The following is a 17,521-nucleotide window of genomic DNA, read 5'->3' as shown; positions in this document are numbered from 1 at the left end:
CAACGGTCCATCCCGCGGCGCGGACAGGTCTCGTACCTGTCCGCGCCGCGGCATTTCCCGAGGAACACATGCCGCACGCCCTCAGCATCACCGCCAGCTCCGTCGACGCGGGTCTGCTGACCCTGCCGTGGTCGACGCCGCTCGCGGAGTGGCCCAACGAGTACATCGTGTCGCTGCCCAAGGGCATCTCGCGGCACCTCGTGCGCTTCGCCAACCTGTCCGGACGCGTCGTGGCGATCAAGGAGACCACGGAGGAGATGGCCCGCCGCGAGTACGACATGCTCGGCAACCTCACACGCCTCGACGCCCCGTGCGTCGACCGGGTCGCCGTCATCGCCGGACGGACGGATGCTGCGGGTGAGCCGCTCCCCGCAGCCCTGGTCACCGCGCACCTGCGGTTCTCGCTCCCCTACCGGGCCCTGTTCACCCAGGTGCTGCGCCCGAACACGGCGACGCGTCTGGTGGACGCACTGGCGGCGCTCCTCGTCCGCCTGCACAACGTCGGCTTCTTCTGGGGCGACGTGTCGCTGTCCAACACGCTGTTCCGTCGCGACGCCGGCGCCTTCGCGGCCTACCTCGTCGACGCCGAGACCGGTGAGCTGCACGAGGCCGGCCTCACCCGCGGCCAGCGCATGCACGACCTCGACGTCGCCCGCACGAACATCGCAGGCGAGATCATGGACCTCGAGGCCGGTGGACGCCTGGAGGGCGGCGTGGACGCCATCGCGATCGCCGACGGCATCATGAGCTCCTACTGGTCGCTGTGGGCCGCGCTCACCGATCGCGAGAGCTTCGCCGCCGCGGAGTCATGGCGCCTGACCGAGCGCGTGCGCCGGCTGAACGACCTCGGCTTCGACATCGGCGAGATGTCCATCGAGGCGACCGCCGACGGCACCAAGGTGTCGATCCAGCCGAAGGTCGTCGACGCCGGCCACCATCAGCGGCGCCTCATCCGCCTGACCGGCCTCGACGTCGAGGAGAACCAGGCCCGCCGCCTGCTCAACGACCTCGACGAGTTCCGCGCGCGCATCTCGCGGCTCGGATCGGACGAGGAGATGGTCGCCCACGAGTGGCTCACGCGCGTCTTCGAGCCGGTCGTCATGGCGATCCCGTTCCACCTGCGCGCCAAGCTCGAGCCCGCGGAGGTCTTCCACCAGGTGCTGGAGCACCGCTGGTACATGTCGCAGGCGCAGAGCCGCTCCGTGCCGCTCGCGGAGGTGCTGACGTCCTACATCGAGGACGTCCTGAGCCACCGCCGCGATGAGGCCACGGTCATGGGCCCACCGACCGAGACGATGTCCCTGCCGGTGATGAGCGACCCCGCCCCGGCCGACGACGACGGCGACGGCGAGGACGGGGTCGACTGGCGCGATCTGGTCTAGTAGCCGACGGTGAAGCGCTCGCGCGAGTGCTTCGGCTCCTCGATCTCGTCGACGACCGCGACGGCCAGGTCGGGTCCGGAGATGAACGACTGGCCGTCCTCGCCGACGACGAGCACGTCGCCGCCGTCGCGGTAGGTGCCGGTGCGCTCGCCCGGAGCCCACTCGCCGAAGCCGCCGGCCGGGTGCACGTAGAACCAGTCGCGGGCGGCGGGACCCGCCTGCAGGTCCTCGAGGATGCCGATGGCCTCGGACGCCTCGGGCTTGTACTCGTCGGCGAAGCCCTCGGTGTCGATGAGGCGCGGTCCGCCGGGGGCCGCGAGCGACCCGCCCGCGCCGCCGATCACGCCGACCCGCACGTTCGCCGGCAGGGCGGCGACAAGCTCCGCGATCGCCGGACGCAGCTGGCCGAGCATGTCGCCGCGCGCGGCGACCGACGAGACGACGACGTCGACGCCCTCGAGCTGGGCGACGAGCGTGGGGACGTCGAGGAGGGTGCCCTCCAGGTACGTCGCGCCCTCGACGCGGTCGGACGCGACGGAACGCGCCACCGACACGACGGTGTGACCCCGCGAGACGGCTTCCCGGACGATGTGCGATCCGGCGTAGCCGGTTCCTCCGATGACAGCGATGCGAGACATGTCTTCCCTTCCTGCGGGTCGCGCAGACCGGACGTCTGCGCCTGGTCGTTCACAAGTGCGGGGTGGGCCGGGGCATTCCCGGCGGGACTCATTCCGACGCGGAGCGCGTGACCGACACCTGGTAGAGCGCGACGGATGCGGCGATGCCGGCGTTCAGCGACTCGGTGGCGGCTTCGATCGGGATCGACACGACCTGGTCGCACGTCTCGGTGACGAGTCGGGAGAGACCCTTGCCCTCCGAACCGATCACGATGACCACGGGGCGGTCGGCGAGCTGCAGCGCAGGGAGCGACACGTCTCCCCCGCCGTCGAGGCCCAGGACGAAGACGCCCTGACGCTTGAAGTCCTTGAGCGTCGTGGTCAGGTTCGGCGCGATGGCGACCGGCACCCGGGCGGCGGCGCCGGCGCTCGTCTTCCACGCGGCGCTGTTGACGCTCGCGGAGCGGCGCTGCGGCAGGATCACGCCGTGCCCGCCGAATGCGCCGGTCGAGCGGATGATGGCGCCGAGGTTGCGTGGATCGGTGATCCCGTCGAGCGCGACGAACAGGGGCAGCTGACCGCGGTCGAGCACCTGCTCGAGAAGGTCGTGCGGGTGCGCGTACTCGTACGGCGGCACCTTGATCGCGACGCCCTGGTGGACGCCGTCGAAGCCTGCCATGCGGTCGAGCTCGGGGCGGGTGACTTCGAGGACGGGGATGCCGCGGTGCGTCGCGATGGAGAGCATCTCCTTCACGCGGTCGTCCATCTCCACCCGCTGCGCGATGTAGAACGCCGTCGCGGGGATCTTGGCCCGCAGCGCCTCGAGCACCGAGTTGCGGCCGGTCACCGTCTCGGTGTCGTCGTCCTTCTTGGCCGCGCGGGGTCGTGACTGCGACTGCGGCTGGCCGCCGGGCTTGCCGCGACCGCCCGCAGCCGCGTAGCGCTCGGCGGCGGCCTTCCGCTTGCCCGCGGGGTGCCAGGCGCGGTCCTCCGCCTTCGGCGTCGGTCCGCGGCCCTCGAGCGCCTGGCGGCCGTTGCCGCCGGTGCCCTTGAGCGGACCCTTCTTCTTGCCCTTGTTGGCGCCTGCGCGCGGCGGCTTACCTGCCATCGAAACTCCAATGCGTTGCGTCAGGGGTGTCTTCCAGAACGATGCCCGCCGCGGTCAGCGCGTCGCGCACCCGGTCGGCGCTCGCCCAGTCCTTGTCGGCGCGCGCCTGCGCACGCTGACCGATCATGGTCTGCACGAGGGTCTCGAGCGCGGCGCTCTCCGCGCTGTCGGACGATGCACGCCACTGGGGGTCGAGCGGATTGATGCCGAGGATGCCGACCATCCGGCCGACCTCGATCGACGCGCGCGCTGCGGCGTCGCGGTCGCCCTCGTCGAGGGCCGAGTTGCCGGCGCGGACGGTGTCGTGGATGACGGCGAGCGCCTGCGGCACCCCGAGGTCGTCGTCCATCGCGTCGGCGAAGGCGTCGGGCAGCGGAGCGACCGTGAGCCAGGAGGCCGTGCCCAGCATCCGCTCCGCTCTCTCCAGGAAGGTGCGGATGCGCTCGAGCGCCGACTCGGCCTCGTCGAAGGCGCGGTCAGTGACGTCGAGGCTCGAACGGTAGTGGGCCGCGCCGAGGGCGTAGCGGACGACGAGCGGGTCGCGGCCGCGCAGCGCGTCGTCGGCGAGCACGAAATTGCCGAGCGACTTCGACATCTTCTGACCGTCGACGGTGACGAGTCCGTTGTGCACCCAGTAGCGGGCGAAGGCGTCGCCGGCGGCCGTGGACTGCGCCAGCTCGTTCTCGTGGTGCGGGAAGCGCAGGTCGAGGCCGCCGCCGTGGATGTCAAACTCCGCGCCGAGGTAGCGCCGCGACATCGCGGAGCACTCGATGTGCCAGCCGGGGCGCCCCGCGCCCCAGGGTGACGTCCAGGTCGCGGAGGACGGCTCGCCGGGCTTCGCACCCTTCCAGAGCGCGAAGTCGCGCGGATCCCGCTTGCCGCGCGGGTCGGCGTCAGCGGCGGGCTCCATGGCATCGAGCGACTGGTGCGTGAGAGAGCCGTAGGCGCCCCAGGAGCGCACGTCGAAGTAGACGTCACCCGCGGCATCCGAGTCCTCATCGGCGGCGTAGGCGTGCCCGGCCTCGATCAGGCGCTCGATGAGCTCGAGCATCTGCGGGATCGAGGCGGTCGCCCGCGGCTCGTACGTCGGCGGGAGGATGCCGATGGCGGAGTAGGCGCGAGTGAAGGCCAGCTCCATGCGGTACGCCAGCGCCCACCACGGCTCGGCGTCGGTCGCGTTGGCGAGCACCTTGTCGTCGATGTCGGTGACGTTGCGCACGAAGGTGACGCGACCGAACCGGTGGGCGAGCCAACGGCGGAGGATGTCGAAGCTCAGCGCTCCGCGGAGGTGTCCGATGTGCGGACCCGACTGCACGGTCGGACCGCAGACGTACACGGACACGTCGCCGGGCACGCGCGGCACGAACTCCCGGGCGGCCTGGGCCTGGGTGTCGTACAGCCGAAGGGTCACCCCTCCAGCCTACCGGCCGCCCCTGTGCGGCACCGGGAGGGAGCCGGGCCGGTCGTCGTCGCCCGCACTGCCTCGGGCCGCACGGATGAGCTGCGTGGAGTGCTCGAGGTGCGCGCGCACGGCCTCGCCGCCGTCCGTCGGGAGGAGCTCGAGATAGCGGCGGTGCTCGTCGGCGAGTCCGGGGGCCGCGTAGTGCGGACGCACGTGGGCGAGCAGGAGGAGGATCTCCGTCTCGAGCGCGGCGTAGGCGTCCGAGATGCGGGGGCTGCCGGCGGCGTCGACGATGGCGCGGTGGACCGCTGCGTGGGCGCGGGTGGTCGTGATCCAGTCGCCGGCGGCCTCCGCGGCGGCCAGGCGGTCGAGGGCCGCGTGTGTCCCTTCGACGATGCCCGCCGGCCACGGGGTGCCGTGCGCGGCCGTGATGAGGCGCACCGCCTCGGTCTCGAGCGCGGCGCGCAGCTGCTGGAGCGCGACGAGCTCGTCGTCGTCGAGCGTGGCCACGCGCGTGCCGGCGAACGGGACGGCCCGTGCGATCCGCTCCGCGGTGAGGGCGGCCAGGGCGGTGCGCACCGTGTGCCGGGAGACCCCGTGGCGCCGGGCCAGCTCCTCCTCCCGCAGCGGAGTGCCCGGAGGCATCTCGCCGTCGAGGATGCGCGACCGCAGCTTCTCCGCGAGGCGCGCGGCGGCGGTAGCCGCGGGGTGACTCTCCGCGGCTGTTGCGGGCCGGCTTTCCGCGGCCGTTGCGGCGTCATGGTGCCGGTCAGGTGTCGAGGACGACATGAGCCTCCCTCCGGCGAGCGGGGATGCTGAGCAGCGCCAGCCCCGCGGCGAGCACGACCAGGCCGATGACCGCGATCACGCCGAGCCGCTCCCCCAGCACGAACACGCCCAGCAGCGTCGCGCCGAGCGGTTCGGCGAGCGTGAGCGTGGCGACGGTCGCCGGCGCCAGCACCCGGAGCCCCCAGCCGAAGAGCAGATACGCGACGGCGGTCGTGACCACGCCGAGCCAGAGGGCCAGGCTGATCCCCGCAGGGGTGACGAGCCAGACCGGCGACGTCGCCAGCAGCACCGGCAGGCTGAAGACGGCGGCGGTGCCGAAGACGGCGCCCATGACCTGCGGCGCGCCCCATCCCCGGTCGAGCAGGAGCTTGGATGCCACGGCGTAGACCGCGTACGAGGCGCCCGCGCCGAACGACGCGAGCATGCCGCCGGGCGTGGGTGCGCCCACCCCGCCCCCGGTCAGACCGGTGACCATCACCACGCCGACGAGGGCCACGGTGGTCGCCACGAGCCAGCGTCTGCCGGGCGGGCGGCGGCGCACGACGGCATCGAGCACGCCGGTCACGATCGGCGCGGACCCGAGGGCGAGCACGGTGCCGACCGCGACGCCGTTGAGCCGCGTGCCGGCGAAGAACGTCGGCTGATACGCGAGGACACCGATCGCGCCGACGGCCACCAGCACCCACACCGGCACACCGCTCCGGGCCGGCCGCGACGCCGGTCGCTCGCGGCGGACCGTGGTGATGAGGGCGATGAGACCGAGGATGCCGCCGCCGATCAGGATCCGCGCCGCCCCGACCGACAGCGGACTCGCGTCGACGTCGGCGAGCTGCTGCGCCGTGCCCGTCGTCGCGAAGCACAGCGCCGCGAGCAGCACGGCGGCGAAAGGCAGGAGGCGGGGCATGGGTGAGATTGTTACACAATTCGGCGGCTTCGGTGTGGGCGGGTTGAGGCGTTTCGACTCGCTTCGCTCGCTCAACGAGCGAGCTTCCCGGTCGTTGAGCGAGGGAGCGCAGCGACCGAGACGAAACGCGGCTGCGGGACCGGAGGAGATGTGGGAAACGGGAGGACGCATCATCCCGGATCCTCCTCCGCATCAACACGACTCCTCCGCAGACGTACGGGCGTTTCGACTCGCTTCGCTCGCTCAACGAGCGGTGGGTGTTACCGGTCGTTGAGCGAGGGAGCGCAGCGACTGAGACGAAACGCGGCAGCAGACCGGAGGAGATGCGGTGAACGGGAGGACGCTGCATCCCGAATCCTCCTCCGCATCGACACGACTCCTCCGGACGCGTACGCGCGTTTCGACTCGCTTCGCTCGCTCAACGAGCAAGTGGCGCTCGCTCAACGAGCGGGGACGCGGCGAGATGGGAGGATCGGGGCGTGACCGACGAGCTCGACATCCAGGTGGCCGACCTGTCCTCCCCCGACGTGCGGGAGCTGCTCGTTCTACACCTCTCCGGCATGCACGACACCTCGCCGCCCGAGAGCGTGCACGCTCTGGACATCGAGGGGCTGCGGCATCCATCGATCACCGTGTGGTCTGCTCGCATCGACGGCGCACTCGCGGGGATCGGCGCCCTGTCGCGCCTCGACGCAGACCAGGGCGAGATCAAGTCGATGCGCGTGCCCGACGCGTTCCGCGGCACGGGCGTCGGCCGCGCGCTGCTGAGGCACATCCTCGACGCCGCGCGCGCCGAGGGCCTCACAGGCCTCTGGCTGGAGACCGGGTCGACGGCCGACTTCGCGGCGGCCCGGGGGCTCTACGCGAGCGAGAGCTTCGTCGAGTGCGGACCGTTCGGCAGCTACACCGACGACCCGTTCTCGACGTACATGACGCGACGCCTCTAGCCCGCGGGCACCACCAGCGCGACCGCGAAGGCCGAGACGCCGTCGCCGGTTCCGGTGAAGCCCAGCCCGTCGGTCGTGGTCGCGCTGACCGAGACCGGAGCACCGCCGAGCGCCCGCGACAGCACGCGCTCCGACTCGACGCGGCGCGCCGACATCCGCGGACGATTCGCCTGCACCTGCACCGACACGTTGCCGACGCGCCAGCCGGCCTCCGCCAGCAGCTCCACGGTGCGCGCGAGGAACACTGCGGCATGCGCTCCGGCGTACTCCGGCTTGTCCGTGCCGAAGTGCGTGCCGATGTCGCCGATCCCCGCAGCCGCCAGCAGCGCGTCGACGATCGCGTGGGCGACCGCGTCGCCGTCGGAATGTCCGGACAGGGGCTTCTCGCCCGGCCACTCGAGTCCGGCGAGCCACAGCACGCCCTTCCCGCCGAAGCCGTGCACGTCGGTCCCGACTCCGACACGCGGCAGGAGCGCTGCGGACGGCGGGGCGGACACGGGATGCTGCGACACGAGCGCCCGCGCACGCGCGAGGTCGTCGGGGCCGGTGATCTTGAACGCGAGCGGGTCGCCGGCCACGGCGGCGATCCGGCCGGCGGTGCCGGCGACGTGGTCGGCGACGAGCGCCGCATCGTCGGTGTACTCGCGATCCGCGGCGCGGTAGGCGGCATCCAGGACCGCGCGGTCGAACGCCTGCGGCGTCTGCGCGGCCGCCAGCTCCGCACGGTCGACGGGACCGATGACGTGTCCGTCGGCGACGCGCTTGATCGTGTCGACCACCGGGAGCACCGGGAGCGCGCCGGGCGCACCTCCGCGCACCGCGTCGATCACCCGGGCGAACACGTCGGGCGGCGTGAGCGCGCGAGCGGCGTCATGGACGAGCACGATGTCGACATCGGCCCAGACGGCGGCGAGACCCGCCGCGACCGAGGCCTGACGCGTCGCCCCGCCGGTGACGATCCGGACGAGGTCCGCGTGCTCGCCGGCGGCGGCGAGGGCGTCGGTGCGCGCCGCCCCCTCGTATCCGGAGGGCGCCACGACGACGACCTGCGCCGACGCGGCGGCGAACACGCCGTCGAGGGCCCGGCGCAGCACGGTGTGCTCGTCGAGCCCGACGAAAGCCTTCGGCGCGCCGGCGCCGAGACGCGTTCCCGAGCCGGCCGCGACGACGATGACGGCCACGGAGGGCACGGGTTCCAGGTTCACGACTCCGAGGCTAGCGCTGAGCGCCGCCGCGGACCGCGACGAAGAGCGGTCAGCTCGCGAGGACCTCATCGAGGACGACGCTGGCGCGGTCCTCGTCGGTCTTCTCAGCCAGAGCCAGCTCGGAGATGAGGATCTGGCGCGCCTTCGCGAGCATCCGTTTCTCACCCGCGGACAGGCCGCGGTCCTGATCGCGGCGCCACAGGTCGCGAACGACCTCGCTGACCTTGATCACATCACCGGAGGCCAGCTTCTCGAGGTTCGCCTTGTAGCGACGCGACCAGTTGGTCGGCTCCTCGGTGAAGGGGGCGCGCAGCACGTCGAAGACGCGCTCGAGACCCTCCTTGCCGATGACGTCTCTCACGCCGACGAGGTCGACGTTGTCGGCCGGAACCTCGATGGTCAGGTCGCCCTGAGTGACACGGAGCTTGAGGTAGATCTTCTCCTCGCCCTTGATCATCCGGGTCTTGACCTCGGAGATGGTGGCCGCGCCATGGTGCGGATAGACGACTGTTTCGCCAACCTCAAAAAGCATGCAGTTATGTCCTTTCGGCAACCACCAGGATACCACAGGCCCCATACGCTAAGGTTCGCCCGGTGCGCCCCGCGCCCGCCTGCGGGTCGGCCGTGAAACCCCATAGACTGAGGGGCACAGCCGTCCGCTCTTTCTCTGGAGGACCCGTGAAATCGCGCCTCATCGCGTCCGTCGCCCTGGGGGCCGCCGTCCTTCTCGGATCGACCGGCTGCAGCCTGATCTCGCCGCAGGCGACGCTCATCCAGTACGCCCCCTCCGACGGTGTCGAGGTGATGGGCACCGGCGCCCTCAAGGTGCGCAACGTCCTCATCGTCGCGAACGAGGCCGGCACGGCGGGCAACCTCGTCGCGGCCATCGTCAACGAGTCGAACGAGCCGCAGACGCTCGACATCGACGTCGACAACGGCACGGTCACCGACTCGATCCGCGTGCCCGCGAACTCGACGGTCAGCCTCGGCACGTCCGAGGACGAGCCGCTCCTCCTCGAGGGCATCGACGCGCAGCCCGGCTCGCTTCTCCCGATCTACTTCGCCTCCGGCGACCAGGGCTCGCTCGCCCAGGTGCCGGTGCTCGACAACACGCTCGACTACCTGCGCGACCTGGCGCCGACCCCGACGCCCTCCGCCACGCGCTGACCAGCGCAGGAGCTACGCCGCGCACGCGAAGCGCGATCGCGGGTCGGCGGACAGCTGCCCGCCGCACCGGCCTGCAGCCGCCTCAGCCCTCGAAGCGGTAGCCGAGCCCGCGCACGGTCACGAGCATCGTCGGCTCGCTCGGATTGCTCTCGATGCGCGACCGGATGCGCTTGATGTGCACGTCGAGCGTCTTGGTGTCGCCGAAGTAGTCGGTCCCCCACACGCGGTCGATCAGCTGACCGCGCGTCAGCACGCGGCCGGCGTTGCGCATCAGCACCTCCAGCAGCTCGAACTCCTTGAGCGGCATCCCGATCTCCCGACCGTCCACCGCGACCGTGTGCCGGTCGATGTCGACCGTCACGCGCCCACCCGTGAGCACGCGCTCGTCGAGGTCGTTGTCCAGCTGCACCAGGCGCCGCAGCACCGCGCGCATGCGCGCCAGCAGCTCGCGTGCGGAGTACGGCTTGGTGACGTAGTCGTCCGCGCCCAGCTCGAGTCCCACGACGATGTCGACCTCGGAGTCCTTCGCCGTCAGCATGATGATCGGCACCGCCGAGGCGATGCGGATCTGGCGGCACACCTCGGTTCCCGGCATCCCGGGCAGCATGAGGTCCAGCAGCACGATGTCGGCGCCGCGCTCGCGGAAGGCGGTGAGGGCGTACGGGCCGTCCTCGGCGATCTCGACGTCGTAGCCCTCGCGACGCAGCAAATAGGCGAGCGGGTCGGCCAGATCCGGCTCGTCCTCGACGATCAGGACGCGGGTCATGGGGTGTCTCCGTTCGGGACGTCGGTTCCGGATGCCGCGGGCGCGGTCACCGGAGTGCGAGCGGCCTTCGCGGCCGCCGGCTTCTTCTTGCGTGCGGGCTTCTTCGGACGCACCTGCTCCTCGGGCGCCTCGACGAGGGGCAGCCGGATGGTGAAGGTCGAACCGCGGCCCGGGCGCGACCACAGCCGCACCTCTCCCCCGTGGCGCTGCACGGCGTACTTCACGATCGACAGCCCCAGCCCGGTGCCGCCGGTACGCCGCGAGCGCGCCTGGTCGGCGCGGTAGAACCGCTCGAAGATGCGCTGCTGGTCGGCCTCGGAGATGCCGATGCCGCGGTCGGTCACGGCGATCTCGACGACATCGCCGACGGCGCGCACGCCGATGCCGACGCTCGAACCGGCCGGCGAGTACGCGATGGCGTTCGCGAGCAGGTTGCCGACCGCTTCGCTGAGCACCTGCATGTCGCCCTGAACGTAGAGGCGGCGGTCGCCGCCGCGCTGCACCTCGACGCGTGCGGAGTCGGCCTGCAGCGCGTGGGCGTCCATCGCGGAGGCGACGACCTCGTCGACGGAGACGCGGCGGTTCTCGTTGAGCTCGTCGGCGGCCTGCAGCCGGGAAAGGCTCATGATGCGCGAGGTGAGGCCCGCGAGTCGGTTCGCCTCCGCCCCGAGGCGGACCGCGAAGTGGCGCACCTGGTCCGGGTCGTCCGCCGCGGACTCGATGGCCTCGGCGAGCAGCAGGACGGCACCGACGGGGGTCTTCAGCTCGTGGGAGGTGTTGGCGACGAAGTCGCGGCGCATCTCCTCCACCCGCTCGCGCTCGGTGATGTCGCGGAAGATGAGGAGCGTGAGGCGCTCGGAGATGCGGGTCGCACGCGCGGCGACGAGCCGCGGCTCGGCCGGTGCGGCACCGCGACGCAGGCGCATCGTCTCCGTGGCGGCCAGATGCCCGCCGCGAGCCGAACGCGCCAGCGCGCGCAGCTCGTCGCTGCGCAGAGCCTCACCCTCCAGCATCCCGAACGCGCCGGCCTGCGCCGATGCGGCCAGCACGGTGCCGGACGTGTCGATCACGACGGCGCCGTCATCCATGCTGTGGAGCACCTCGCGCACGCCGTCGGGGATCTCCAGCGACGTGGCGACGCGGAGGCGGTCGCGGGCCCGCAGAGCGAGGACGACGACGGCCGACACGAATGCCCCGAACGCGGCGCCGACCAGAAGGGCGAGCAGCAGGAGCTGCATCGTATCCATCCCTCCACAGTAATCCGCGGAGCCTGCCGCCCACGGCCCGGACGGCCCTCACGAGGAAGGACCCGGGTACTATTCACCCCGGCGGCACCAGCCGTTAACCTTCGCTGGCGATGATCGCCCCGGCGAGAATCGTCGTCGCGGCACGCCCGGAAACGCCGCGGATCAGGAGAGGTGCTCAGATGCGCGAAGTATTCCACCAGTCACTCGAGGACGTTCAGGCTCGGCTCGTCGAGATCTCCGAGCTCGTCACCATCGCCATCGACAAGGCCACCCGCGCCTTCGGCAGCAGCGACATCTCCCTCGCCGAGGAGGTCATCGAGGCCGACAACGTCATCGACGACAAGGCCATCGCCCTCGACGAGCTGGCCATCGAGATCCTCGCCCGTCAGCAGCCCGTCGCCCGCGACCTGCGCATCGTCGTCACCGCCCTGCGCGTGAGCGCATCGCTGGAGCGCATGGGCGACATCGCCGAGCACATCGCGCAGCTGACCCGCATGCGCTTCCCCGAGCGCGCGATCCCCAAGGGCCTGAAGTCGACGTTCACCCGCATGGGCGAGCTCGACGTCGAGGTCGCCCGCACGCTGACCGAGCTGCTGCGCAACGAGGACCTGTCGCTCGCCGAGCTGTTGCGCAACTCCGACGACGCGATCGACGAGCTGCACATCAGCGTCTTCGAGAAGGTGCTCAGCGACAGCTGGACCGGCGAGCCGTCGGCCACGGTCGACGCGACCCTCGCGAGCCGCTACCTGGAGCGCTTCGCCGACCACGCCGTGTCGGTCTCGAAGAAGGTCGTCTACCTCGCCACCGGCGACTGGGCGCAGGACGCCGACTCCGAGAGCGTCCCCCTCACCGTCTGAGCGCACGAACGACGAAGCGGCTGTCACCCGAGGGTGGCAGCCGCTTCGTCGTCGGTGAGGAGGACTACTTCTTGCCCTGCGATGCGACGGCGGCCGCACCCGCAGCCGCGGCCTCCGGGTCGAGGTAGGTGCCGGGGCCGAGAGGCTCGAGGTTCTCGTCGAGGCGGTATACGAGCGGGATGCCGGTGGGGATGTTCACCTCGGCGATGTCCGCGTCGCTGATGCCCTCGAGGTGCTTCACGAGCGCGCGCAGCGAGTTGCCGTGCGCGGTCACGAGCACGGTCTTGCCCGCCGACAGGTCGGCGGAGATGTCACTGGCCCAGTACGGCAGCAGACGGTCGATGACGATCTTCAGCGACTCGGTACGGGGAACCTCGCCGTCGATGCCCGCGTAGCGGGGATCGCCGACCTGGCTCCACTCGCTGTCGTCTGCGAGATCCGGCGGCGGCACGTCGAAGGAGCGGCGCCACAGCATGAACTGGTCCTGTCCGAACTCCTCGAGCGTCTGGGCCTTGTCCTTGCCCTGCAGAGCGCCGTAGTGACGCTCGTTCAGGCGCCAGGAGCGCTTCACGGGGATCCAGAGGCGGTCCGCGGCGTCGAGGGCGATGTTCGCCGTCTGGATCGCGCGGCTCAGAACCGACGTGTACAGCACGTCGGGGTGCAGGCCGGCCTCGGCGAGCATCTCACCGCCGCGCTTGGCCTCGGCCTTGCCCTGGTCGGTCAGGCGGACGTCCACCCAGCCGGTGAACAGGTTCAGCTCGTTCCATTCGCTCTGGCCGTGGCGAAGGAGGATCAGCGTGTGGGGCGCACTCATGCCTCGATGATATCGAGGGGATGCTGCGCTCCGTGTCCGCGCGGCGTGCGACAGGACGCAGCTGGGATCATGGACGCATGGCGAGAGCGGGATCCCCCATCGGCCGCGTGACCCGCGGCACGACCGGGACGAACCGTCTCCGGCGGGTGGACCGCTGGATCGCCCGCCGGCCGGAGCTGCAGCGGGCGGCCGATCCGCTCGTCGTCGATCTCGGCTACGGCGCCAGCGGCGTCACCGCGCTCGAACTGCATGCGCGTCTCGCCCGCTCGCGCGCCGACGTCGAGGTGCGCGGGCTCGAGATCGAGCCCGCCCGGGTGGAGCGCGCCCGCGAGCAGCTGGCGGCCGTGCACGCCGGCGAGACCTCCTTCCCACCGGACGCCGCCGTGTCGTTCGGCATCGGCGGCTTCGAGGTGCCGCTGCCCGGCGGTCGCCGGCCCGCCGTGATCCGGGCGATGAATGTGCTGCGACAGTACGACGAGGCGGACGTCGCCGCCGCCTGGCGCCGCATGGCCGATCGGCTCGCCCCGGGCGGACTTCTCGTCGAGGGCACGTGCGACGAGATCGGCCGTGTCTGCACGTGGGTCGCGATCGGCTCCGACGCCACGCCGCGCACGCTCACCGTGTCACTCCGGCTGGCCGGGCTGCAGCATCCCTCGATCGCCGCCGAGCGCCTCCCGAAGGCCCTCATCCACCACAACGTGGCCGGCGAGCGCGTCCACTCCTACTTCTCCGCGCTCGACGCCGAGTGGGAACGCGCGGTCGCCCTCGCGCCCTTCGGACCGGTCGAGCGGTGGCGGCGCGCCCTGCAGTCGATGACGGATGCCGGCTGGCCCCTGCTCGAGCGCACGCGCTGGCGGCTCGGCGAGGCCACGGTGCCGTGGAGCGCCGTCGCTCCCGGCTGACGCGCGGCAGACGGCTCGGCAGACCGACTCGGGATCAGATGCGCGGAACGCTCGCGCGCGCTTCGGCGGCGGGCATGCCCGTCGCGGTCAGGAGGTCGACGGCGAGCGGTCGCAGCGCGGCGATGAGGTTGTGGTCGCCCAGCGAGGCCCCGGGCAGGAGGTCGGACGGCTCGAGCCGCCCGGCGACGGCGCGCAGCACCTCGCGGGCGATCGGCTCCTGCGAGATGTCGTGCAGCGAGTCGGCGATGAGCCGCGCCCCCTGCGCGAGCTCCCCGATGACGTCGGCCGCGACCGGCCGGGACACGCCGTCGTCGAGCAGGTACACCGCGCGCCGGGCGACGACGCGCAGGTTGCGCGTCGCCAGATCCATCGACTGCCGGATGCGCTCCTCGCGCTCCAGCTCCGAGCGCTGACGGCGGAGGAAGGGCGAGATGCGCGCGATCGACAGCCCCGACTCCAGCGACGAGCGCCATTGGTCGACGAGTGGCTGCAGCGCGCGGGCCTTCTCGAGTCCGCGGGCACCGCGGATGCGGTCGGCGCGCCGCAGCGCCTGGGCGAGAGTCGACGCGGCGCCGTCGAAGCGCGCGAAGAGCGCGGCGCCGTCGCGGGCGGCGGCCCGGCTCGGATTGCGCGGCACGAGAGCGGTGACCAGCAGCGCCGCGACCCCGCCGACGAGACCGTCGGCCAGGCGGAGGAAGGGCGTGTTCGCGGGGATGATCATCACGATGAGCGACTGGATGGCCGCCGCGATCGCGAAGCTCGCCTGATCGGACAGGAAGCGCGCCACGGCGAGCGTCGCGGCGAGCGCGATGGCCAGCTGCCACCACCCCGAGCCGGCGACGAGCAGCAGCAGCTCCGCGACCAGGATGCCCACCAGCATCCCGAGCACCGTCTCCAGCACCCGCCGGGGTCGCGCGTCGCGCACGAGACCGAGGCTCGAGACGGTGACGGTGGCCGCCAGCAGAGGTGCGGTGTGGCCCAGCACCCCGGTGGCGAACAGATAGGCGCCGGTCGCGGCGATCACGATCTGCAGGATCGCGTTGGTCGATCCGTAGACCCGGACGAGGCCCGGTCGGGGATCGATGCGCGCCCGCCAGCCGGTCGGGATGACCGTCGTGCCGGTCGCCGGCTCCCGCGAGCCGCTCATCGCGCCCTCGCGGGAGGCCTCATGCGCGGGTGCGCCGACCCAAGCGGGGCAGCCGCGGAACGTTCGCCGTGGCGCCCGCTTCGGGCGGCACGACCACTTCCTGCCCGGCGGCGATGGGACCGTCGGCTCCGTCGACCAGCAGCTGCGCGTCGACGGGCGTCGTGCGCTTGACCACCGCGAGCGCGATCGGCCCCTCCTCGAAGTGCAGCGCGACCGAGGTCACCGCGCCGACGACATCGTCGCCCACGCGCACCCCCGCGCCCGGCTTCGGAAGCTCCGAGCCGCTGCCGTCGAGCTGCAGCGCGACCAGGCGCCGCGGCGGGTGGCCCAGGTTGTGCACCTTCGCGACGGTCTCCTGCCCGCGATAGCAGCCCTTGTCGAGGTGCACGGCGGTGCGCATCCAGTCCAGCTCGTGCGGGATGGCGCGCTCGTCCACGTCGGCCGAGCGGCGCGGGCGCCAGGCGGCGATCCGCAGAGCCTCCGCGGCATCCCGGCCGGCCAGCATCCGCTCTCCTCGGACAGCCGCGTCGGCGAGCTCGGCGAGGAGCGCGCGGGGCACGACGGCCTCCGCCCAGTCGCGGTCGCCGCCCGGGTGGGGCGCGGTGACGGCGTAGCCCCAGCCCCCGACCGAGACGCCGGGCCACGGGTCGTGCCACACGAGCGGGACACCCGCGGGCGATGCCACGGGGAGGGATGCTGCGGCCGCGGCCGTGCCGCCGACCACCGCATACTCGTCCGAGGCGTCACGGGGCTGGACGCGGAGACGGAACCGCATCCGGAGCAGCCAGGCGAGGAGAGGGTCGGCGTCGGAGTCGTCGACGAGCAGCCAGGTCGTCTCGCCGTCGTCGACCACGGACGCGGCGTGCTCGATGCGCCCCTGCGGGTCGAGGATGAGGAGCTCGGTGCTCACGCCGGGCTGCAGCCGGGCGAGCGCCTGCGAGGCGACGGAGTCGAGCCAGGTCAGCCGGTCCTCGCCCGAGACCGCGAGCACGCGACGATCGGCGAGGGGGGCCACGGCGGTGCCGGTGGCGAGCGCGCGCTGCTCGCCGAGCGGGTTGCCGAGGTGGTGCAGGCCAGTCTCGTCGACGACGGCACCGGGCACGCGGGCGAACTCGGCGTCGGGGGCGGAGGTGGCGTCCATCACTCGGCCCGCGCGAGCCGCGCGGAGGCGTGGGAGCCGAGCTCCTGCCCGAGGGCCGCGATGTCCCACGCCCAGAGCAGGTGTCCGTCGACGAGTCCGTACATGCGGGATGCTGCGGCGTAGGCCTTCGCCGACGCTGTGCGCGCCACGTGGTCGGTGCCCAGGTCGATGCGCGGCCCGCGTACCTGCCCGAGGTACAGCTCGCTCACGCCGTCGGAGTGCGCGAGGAGCACCTCGATGTCGAAGCCGCCCTCCGCGTTGCGGAGCGCCTCGACGTCGTCGGCGGTGCGGACCACGGCCGGCGCGGTGGCCGGAAGGAGCCCCGGGCCGGGATCGTGCGGTCCCGCCGGACGGGCGAGGCGCCAGAAGCCCACTTCGGAGACCAGCGGCGTCTTCGTCTGCTCCTCGCCCGCACCCTCGAGGAACCAGGCGTCGGCGGCATAGCGGAGCTGACCGCCGTCGGCGACGAAGCTCACGCGGTGCGCGAACTCACCGCTGTACCGGGTATCGCCCACGGTGTAGTCGATGATCCCTGTGCCCTCCCACACGCCGATGAGCCAAGAGAGCGGCACCAGGTCGGCGGGGAGGTCGGTCGGCAGGTCGAACACGACGCCGCGACTCAGCGCTGGCCGCGGAACAGGTTCTTCAGCACCACACCGGACACGAAGAAGATCGCCAGCGATGCGAGCACGAGAAGGCCCACGAAGAACAATTCGAGCGCGAGGAGACCGTCCATGCTGCGATCCTATCCCGGAACGATGGACGCGAGACCGAACCCCGCGCTGATGACGCCCAGCACGAGGAGGGCTCCGAGCACGCCGGCGGCGACCCGCTCCGTGAAGCCCTGCGAGCGTCCGAACCACAGCTGCACGCCGAAGCTCAGGAGCAGGCATCCGCCGAGACTCACGATGAGCCAGGCGGCACGCCATTCGGCCGGCACGAAGGCGCCGATGACGACGCCGACGAGAGCGGCCACGCCCCACACCGCGACGACGCCTCCAAAGGTGCGCCGCGGGGCGAGTTCTGGAACGACCACACCCTCATCATCCCCCACGGGGCACGCCGCCGCATCCGTCCCCGTCGGCATGTGACGGCATCCGTCACAGCCGCCGATCGGAGGAGGGGC

The 17,521-nt window shown here is 72.1% G+C and carries 19 protein-coding genes; 5 read left to right on the top strand and 14 right to left on the bottom strand.

The window, feature by feature from the left end:
- The first annotated feature begins 68 nt into the window (after nucleotides 1-68).
- The gene (locus ABC304_RS09615) at nucleotides 69-1,382 is read left to right on the top strand and encodes a DUF4032 domain-containing protein (protein WP_412930387.1); all 1,314 of its coding nucleotides are present in this window, start codon (nucleotides 69-71) and stop codon (nucleotides 1,380-1,382) included.
- Here ABC304_RS09615 and ABC304_RS09610 read toward each other — a convergent pair.
- The 5 genes from ABC304_RS09610 to ABC304_RS09590 all read right to left on the bottom strand — a co-directional run bounded on the left by ABC304_RS09610 (nucleotide 1,379) and on the right by ABC304_RS09590 (nucleotide 6,202).
- Nucleotides 1,379-2,020 (bottom strand): NAD(P)-dependent oxidoreductase, encoded by a 642-nt coding sequence (locus tag ABC304_RS09610; RefSeq protein ID WP_412930386.1) that lies wholly within the window; start codon nucleotides 2,018-2,020, stop codon nucleotides 1,379-1,381. The two genes, ABC304_RS09615 and ABC304_RS09610, sit on opposite strands and share 4 nt — an antisense overlap.
- Nucleotides 2,021-2,108: 88 nt before the next feature.
- Nucleotides 2,109-3,107 (bottom strand): 23S rRNA (guanosine(2251)-2'-O)-methyltransferase RlmB, encoded by a 999-nt coding sequence (rlmB, locus tag ABC304_RS09605; protein ID WP_412930385.1) that lies wholly within the window; start codon nucleotides 3,105-3,107, stop codon nucleotides 2,109-2,111.
- Nucleotides 3,097-4,518, bottom strand: coding sequence for a cysteine--tRNA ligase (gene cysS / locus ABC304_RS09600; protein ID WP_412930384.1), 1,422 nt, complete (start codon nucleotides 4,516-4,518; stop codon nucleotides 3,097-3,099). The genes rlmB and cysS overlap by 11 nt, the downstream gene beginning before the upstream one ends.
- Before the next feature lie 9 nt (nucleotides 4,519-4,527).
- A complete protein-coding gene (locus ABC304_RS09595) occupies nucleotides 4,528-5,298 on the bottom strand; it encodes a GntR family transcriptional regulator (RefSeq protein ID WP_412930383.1) in 771 nt (256 codons plus the stop codon).
- Nucleotides 5,279-6,202, bottom strand: a complete 924-nt coding sequence (locus ABC304_RS09590) for a DMT family transporter (protein WP_412930382.1) — start codon at nucleotides 6,200-6,202, stop codon at nucleotides 5,279-5,281. The genes ABC304_RS09595 and ABC304_RS09590 overlap by 20 nt, the downstream gene beginning before the upstream one ends.
- Before the next feature lie 479 nt (nucleotides 6,203-6,681).
- Here ABC304_RS09590 and ABC304_RS09585 point away from each other — a divergent pair, with 479 nt between their 5' ends.
- Nucleotides 6,682-7,149 carry a GNAT family N-acetyltransferase gene (locus ABC304_RS09585; RefSeq protein WP_412930381.1) on the top strand — a complete coding sequence of 156 codons (468 nt, stop codon included), beginning with the start codon at nucleotides 6,682-6,684 and terminating at the stop codon, nucleotides 7,147-7,149.
- On the opposite strand, the gene ispD is transcribed toward ABC304_RS09585, so the two are convergent.
- Nucleotides 7,146-8,354, bottom strand: coding sequence for a 2-C-methyl-D-erythritol 4-phosphate cytidylyltransferase (ispD, locus tag ABC304_RS09580; protein ID WP_412930380.1), 1,209 nt, complete (start codon nucleotides 8,352-8,354; stop codon nucleotides 7,146-7,148). The two genes, ABC304_RS09585 and ispD, sit on opposite strands and share 4 nt — an antisense overlap.
- Nucleotides 8,355-8,403: 49 nt before the next feature.
- Nucleotides 8,404-8,886 carry a CarD family transcriptional regulator gene (locus ABC304_RS09575; protein WP_412930379.1) on the bottom strand — a complete coding sequence of 161 codons (483 nt, stop codon included), beginning with the start codon at nucleotides 8,884-8,886 and terminating at the stop codon, nucleotides 8,404-8,406.
- A gap of 146 nt (nucleotides 8,887-9,032) precedes the next feature.
- Between ABC304_RS09575 and ABC304_RS09570 the strand changes: the two genes are divergently transcribed.
- On the top strand, nucleotides 9,033-9,521 hold the full coding sequence (locus ABC304_RS09570) for a DNA modification methylase (protein ID WP_412930378.1): 489 nt from the start codon (nucleotides 9,033-9,035) through the stop codon (nucleotides 9,519-9,521).
- 82 nt (nucleotides 9,522-9,603) lie between these two features.
- On the opposite strand, the gene ABC304_RS09565 is transcribed toward ABC304_RS09570, so the two are convergent.
- Both ABC304_RS09565 and ABC304_RS09560 read right to left on the bottom strand, forming a co-directional pair.
- Entirely contained in the window at nucleotides 9,604-10,287 is a 684-nt protein-coding gene (locus ABC304_RS09565) for a response regulator (protein ID WP_412930377.1), read from the bottom strand.
- Nucleotides 10,284-11,534 carry a sensor histidine kinase gene (locus tag ABC304_RS09560; RefSeq protein WP_412930376.1) on the bottom strand — a complete coding sequence of 417 codons (1,251 nt, stop codon included), beginning with the start codon at nucleotides 11,532-11,534 and terminating at the stop codon, nucleotides 10,284-10,286. The genes ABC304_RS09565 and ABC304_RS09560 overlap by 4 nt, the downstream gene beginning before the upstream one ends.
- A 179-nt stretch (nucleotides 11,535-11,713) precedes the next feature.
- On the opposite strand from ABC304_RS09560, the gene phoU reads away from it, so the two are divergent.
- Nucleotides 11,714-12,391 carry a phosphate signaling complex protein PhoU gene (gene phoU, locus ABC304_RS09555; protein ID WP_412930375.1) on the top strand — a complete coding sequence of 226 codons (678 nt, stop codon included), beginning with the start codon at nucleotides 11,714-11,716 and terminating at the stop codon, nucleotides 12,389-12,391.
- 64 nt (nucleotides 12,392-12,455) lie between these two features.
- Here phoU and ABC304_RS09550 read toward each other — a convergent pair whose 3' ends face one another.
- Nucleotides 12,456-13,205 carry a phosphoglyceromutase gene (locus ABC304_RS09550; RefSeq protein WP_412930374.1) on the bottom strand — a complete coding sequence of 250 codons (750 nt, stop codon included), beginning with the start codon at nucleotides 13,203-13,205 and terminating at the stop codon, nucleotides 12,456-12,458.
- A gap of 77 nt (nucleotides 13,206-13,282) precedes the next feature.
- Here ABC304_RS09550 and ABC304_RS09545 point away from each other — a divergent pair, with 77 nt between their 5' ends.
- Nucleotides 13,283-14,107, top strand: a complete 825-nt coding sequence (locus ABC304_RS09545) for a class I SAM-dependent methyltransferase (protein ID WP_412930372.1) — start codon at nucleotides 13,283-13,285, stop codon at nucleotides 14,105-14,107.
- 34 nt (nucleotides 14,108-14,141) lie between these two features.
- Here the strand turns inward: ABC304_RS09545 and ABC304_RS09540 are convergent, their stop codons facing one another.
- From ABC304_RS09540 to ABC304_RS09525, 4 genes are all read right to left on the bottom strand, one after another.
- Nucleotides 14,142-15,254 (bottom strand): FUSC family protein, encoded by a 1,113-nt coding sequence (locus ABC304_RS09540; protein WP_412930371.1) that lies wholly within the window; start codon nucleotides 15,252-15,254, stop codon nucleotides 14,142-14,144.
- A gap of 19 nt (nucleotides 15,255-15,273) precedes the next feature.
- A complete protein-coding gene (ygfZ, locus tag ABC304_RS09535) occupies nucleotides 15,274-16,395 on the bottom strand; it encodes a CAF17-like 4Fe-4S cluster assembly/insertion protein YgfZ (protein WP_412930370.1) in 1,122 nt (373 codons plus the stop codon).
- Nucleotides 16,395-17,003 (bottom strand): nitrobindin family protein, encoded by a 609-nt coding sequence (locus ABC304_RS09530; protein WP_412930369.1) that lies wholly within the window; start codon nucleotides 17,001-17,003, stop codon nucleotides 16,395-16,397. Before ABC304_RS09530 ends, ygfZ begins: the two co-directional genes overlap by 1 nt.
- Before the next feature lie 137 nt (nucleotides 17,004-17,140).
- Nucleotides 17,141-17,431, bottom strand: coding sequence for a hypothetical protein (locus ABC304_RS09525; RefSeq protein WP_412930368.1), 291 nt, complete (start codon nucleotides 17,429-17,431; stop codon nucleotides 17,141-17,143).
- Between the last annotated feature and the right edge of the window lie 90 nt (nucleotides 17,432-17,521).

This window comes from Microbacterium jepli, assembly GCF_047237905.1.
Classification (GTDB): domain Bacteria; phylum Actinomycetota; class Actinomycetes; order Actinomycetales; family Microbacteriaceae; genus Microbacterium.
The sequence above is the reverse complement of the archived record's forward strand: the minus strand, read 5'-3'. Positions and strand labels throughout refer to the sequence as shown.

Coding starts and splice junctions, on each gene's coding strand:
- ABC304_RS09615 (WP_412930387.1), top strand. CDS start 69: ATGCCGCACGCCCTCAGCATCACCGCCAGCTCCGTCGACGCGGGTCTG.
- ABC304_RS09610 (WP_412930386.1), bottom strand. CDS start 2,020: ATGTCTCGCATCGCTGTCATCGGAGGAACCGGCTACGCCGGATCGCAC.
- rlmB (WP_412930385.1), bottom strand. CDS start 3,107: ATGGCAGGTAAGCCGCCGCGCGCAGGCGCCAACAAGGGCAAGAAGAAG.
- ABC304_RS09595 (WP_412930383.1), bottom strand. CDS start 5,298: ATGTCGTCCTCGACACCTGACCGGCACCATGACGCCGCAACGGCCGCG.
- ABC304_RS09590 (WP_412930382.1), bottom strand. CDS start 6,202: ATGCCCCGCCTCCTGCCTTTCGCCGCCGTGCTGCTCGCGGCGCTGTGC.
- ABC304_RS09575 (WP_412930379.1), bottom strand. CDS start 8,886: ATGCTTTTTGAGGTTGGCGAAACAGTCGTCTATCCGCACCATGGCGCG.
- ABC304_RS09565 (WP_412930377.1), bottom strand. CDS start 10,287: ATGACCCGCGTCCTGATCGTCGAGGACGAGCCGGATCTGGCCGACCCG.
- ABC304_RS09560 (WP_412930376.1), bottom strand. CDS start 11,534: ATGGATACGATGCAGCTCCTGCTGCTCGCCCTTCTGGTCGGCGCCGCG.
- phoU (WP_412930375.1), top strand. CDS start 11,714: ATGCGCGAAGTATTCCACCAGTCACTCGAGGACGTTCAGGCTCGGCTC.
- ABC304_RS09550 (WP_412930374.1), bottom strand. CDS start 13,205: ATGAGTGCGCCCCACACGCTGATCCTCCTTCGCCACGGCCAGAGCGAA.
- ABC304_RS09545 (WP_412930372.1), top strand. CDS start 13,283: ATGGCGAGAGCGGGATCCCCCATCGGCCGCGTGACCCGCGGCACGACC.
- ABC304_RS09540 (WP_412930371.1), bottom strand. CDS start 15,254: ATGAGCGGCTCGCGGGAGCCGGCGACCGGCACGACGGTCATCCCGACC.
- ygfZ (WP_412930370.1), bottom strand. CDS start 16,395: ATGGACGCCACCTCCGCCCCCGACGCCGAGTTCGCCCGCGTGCCCGGT.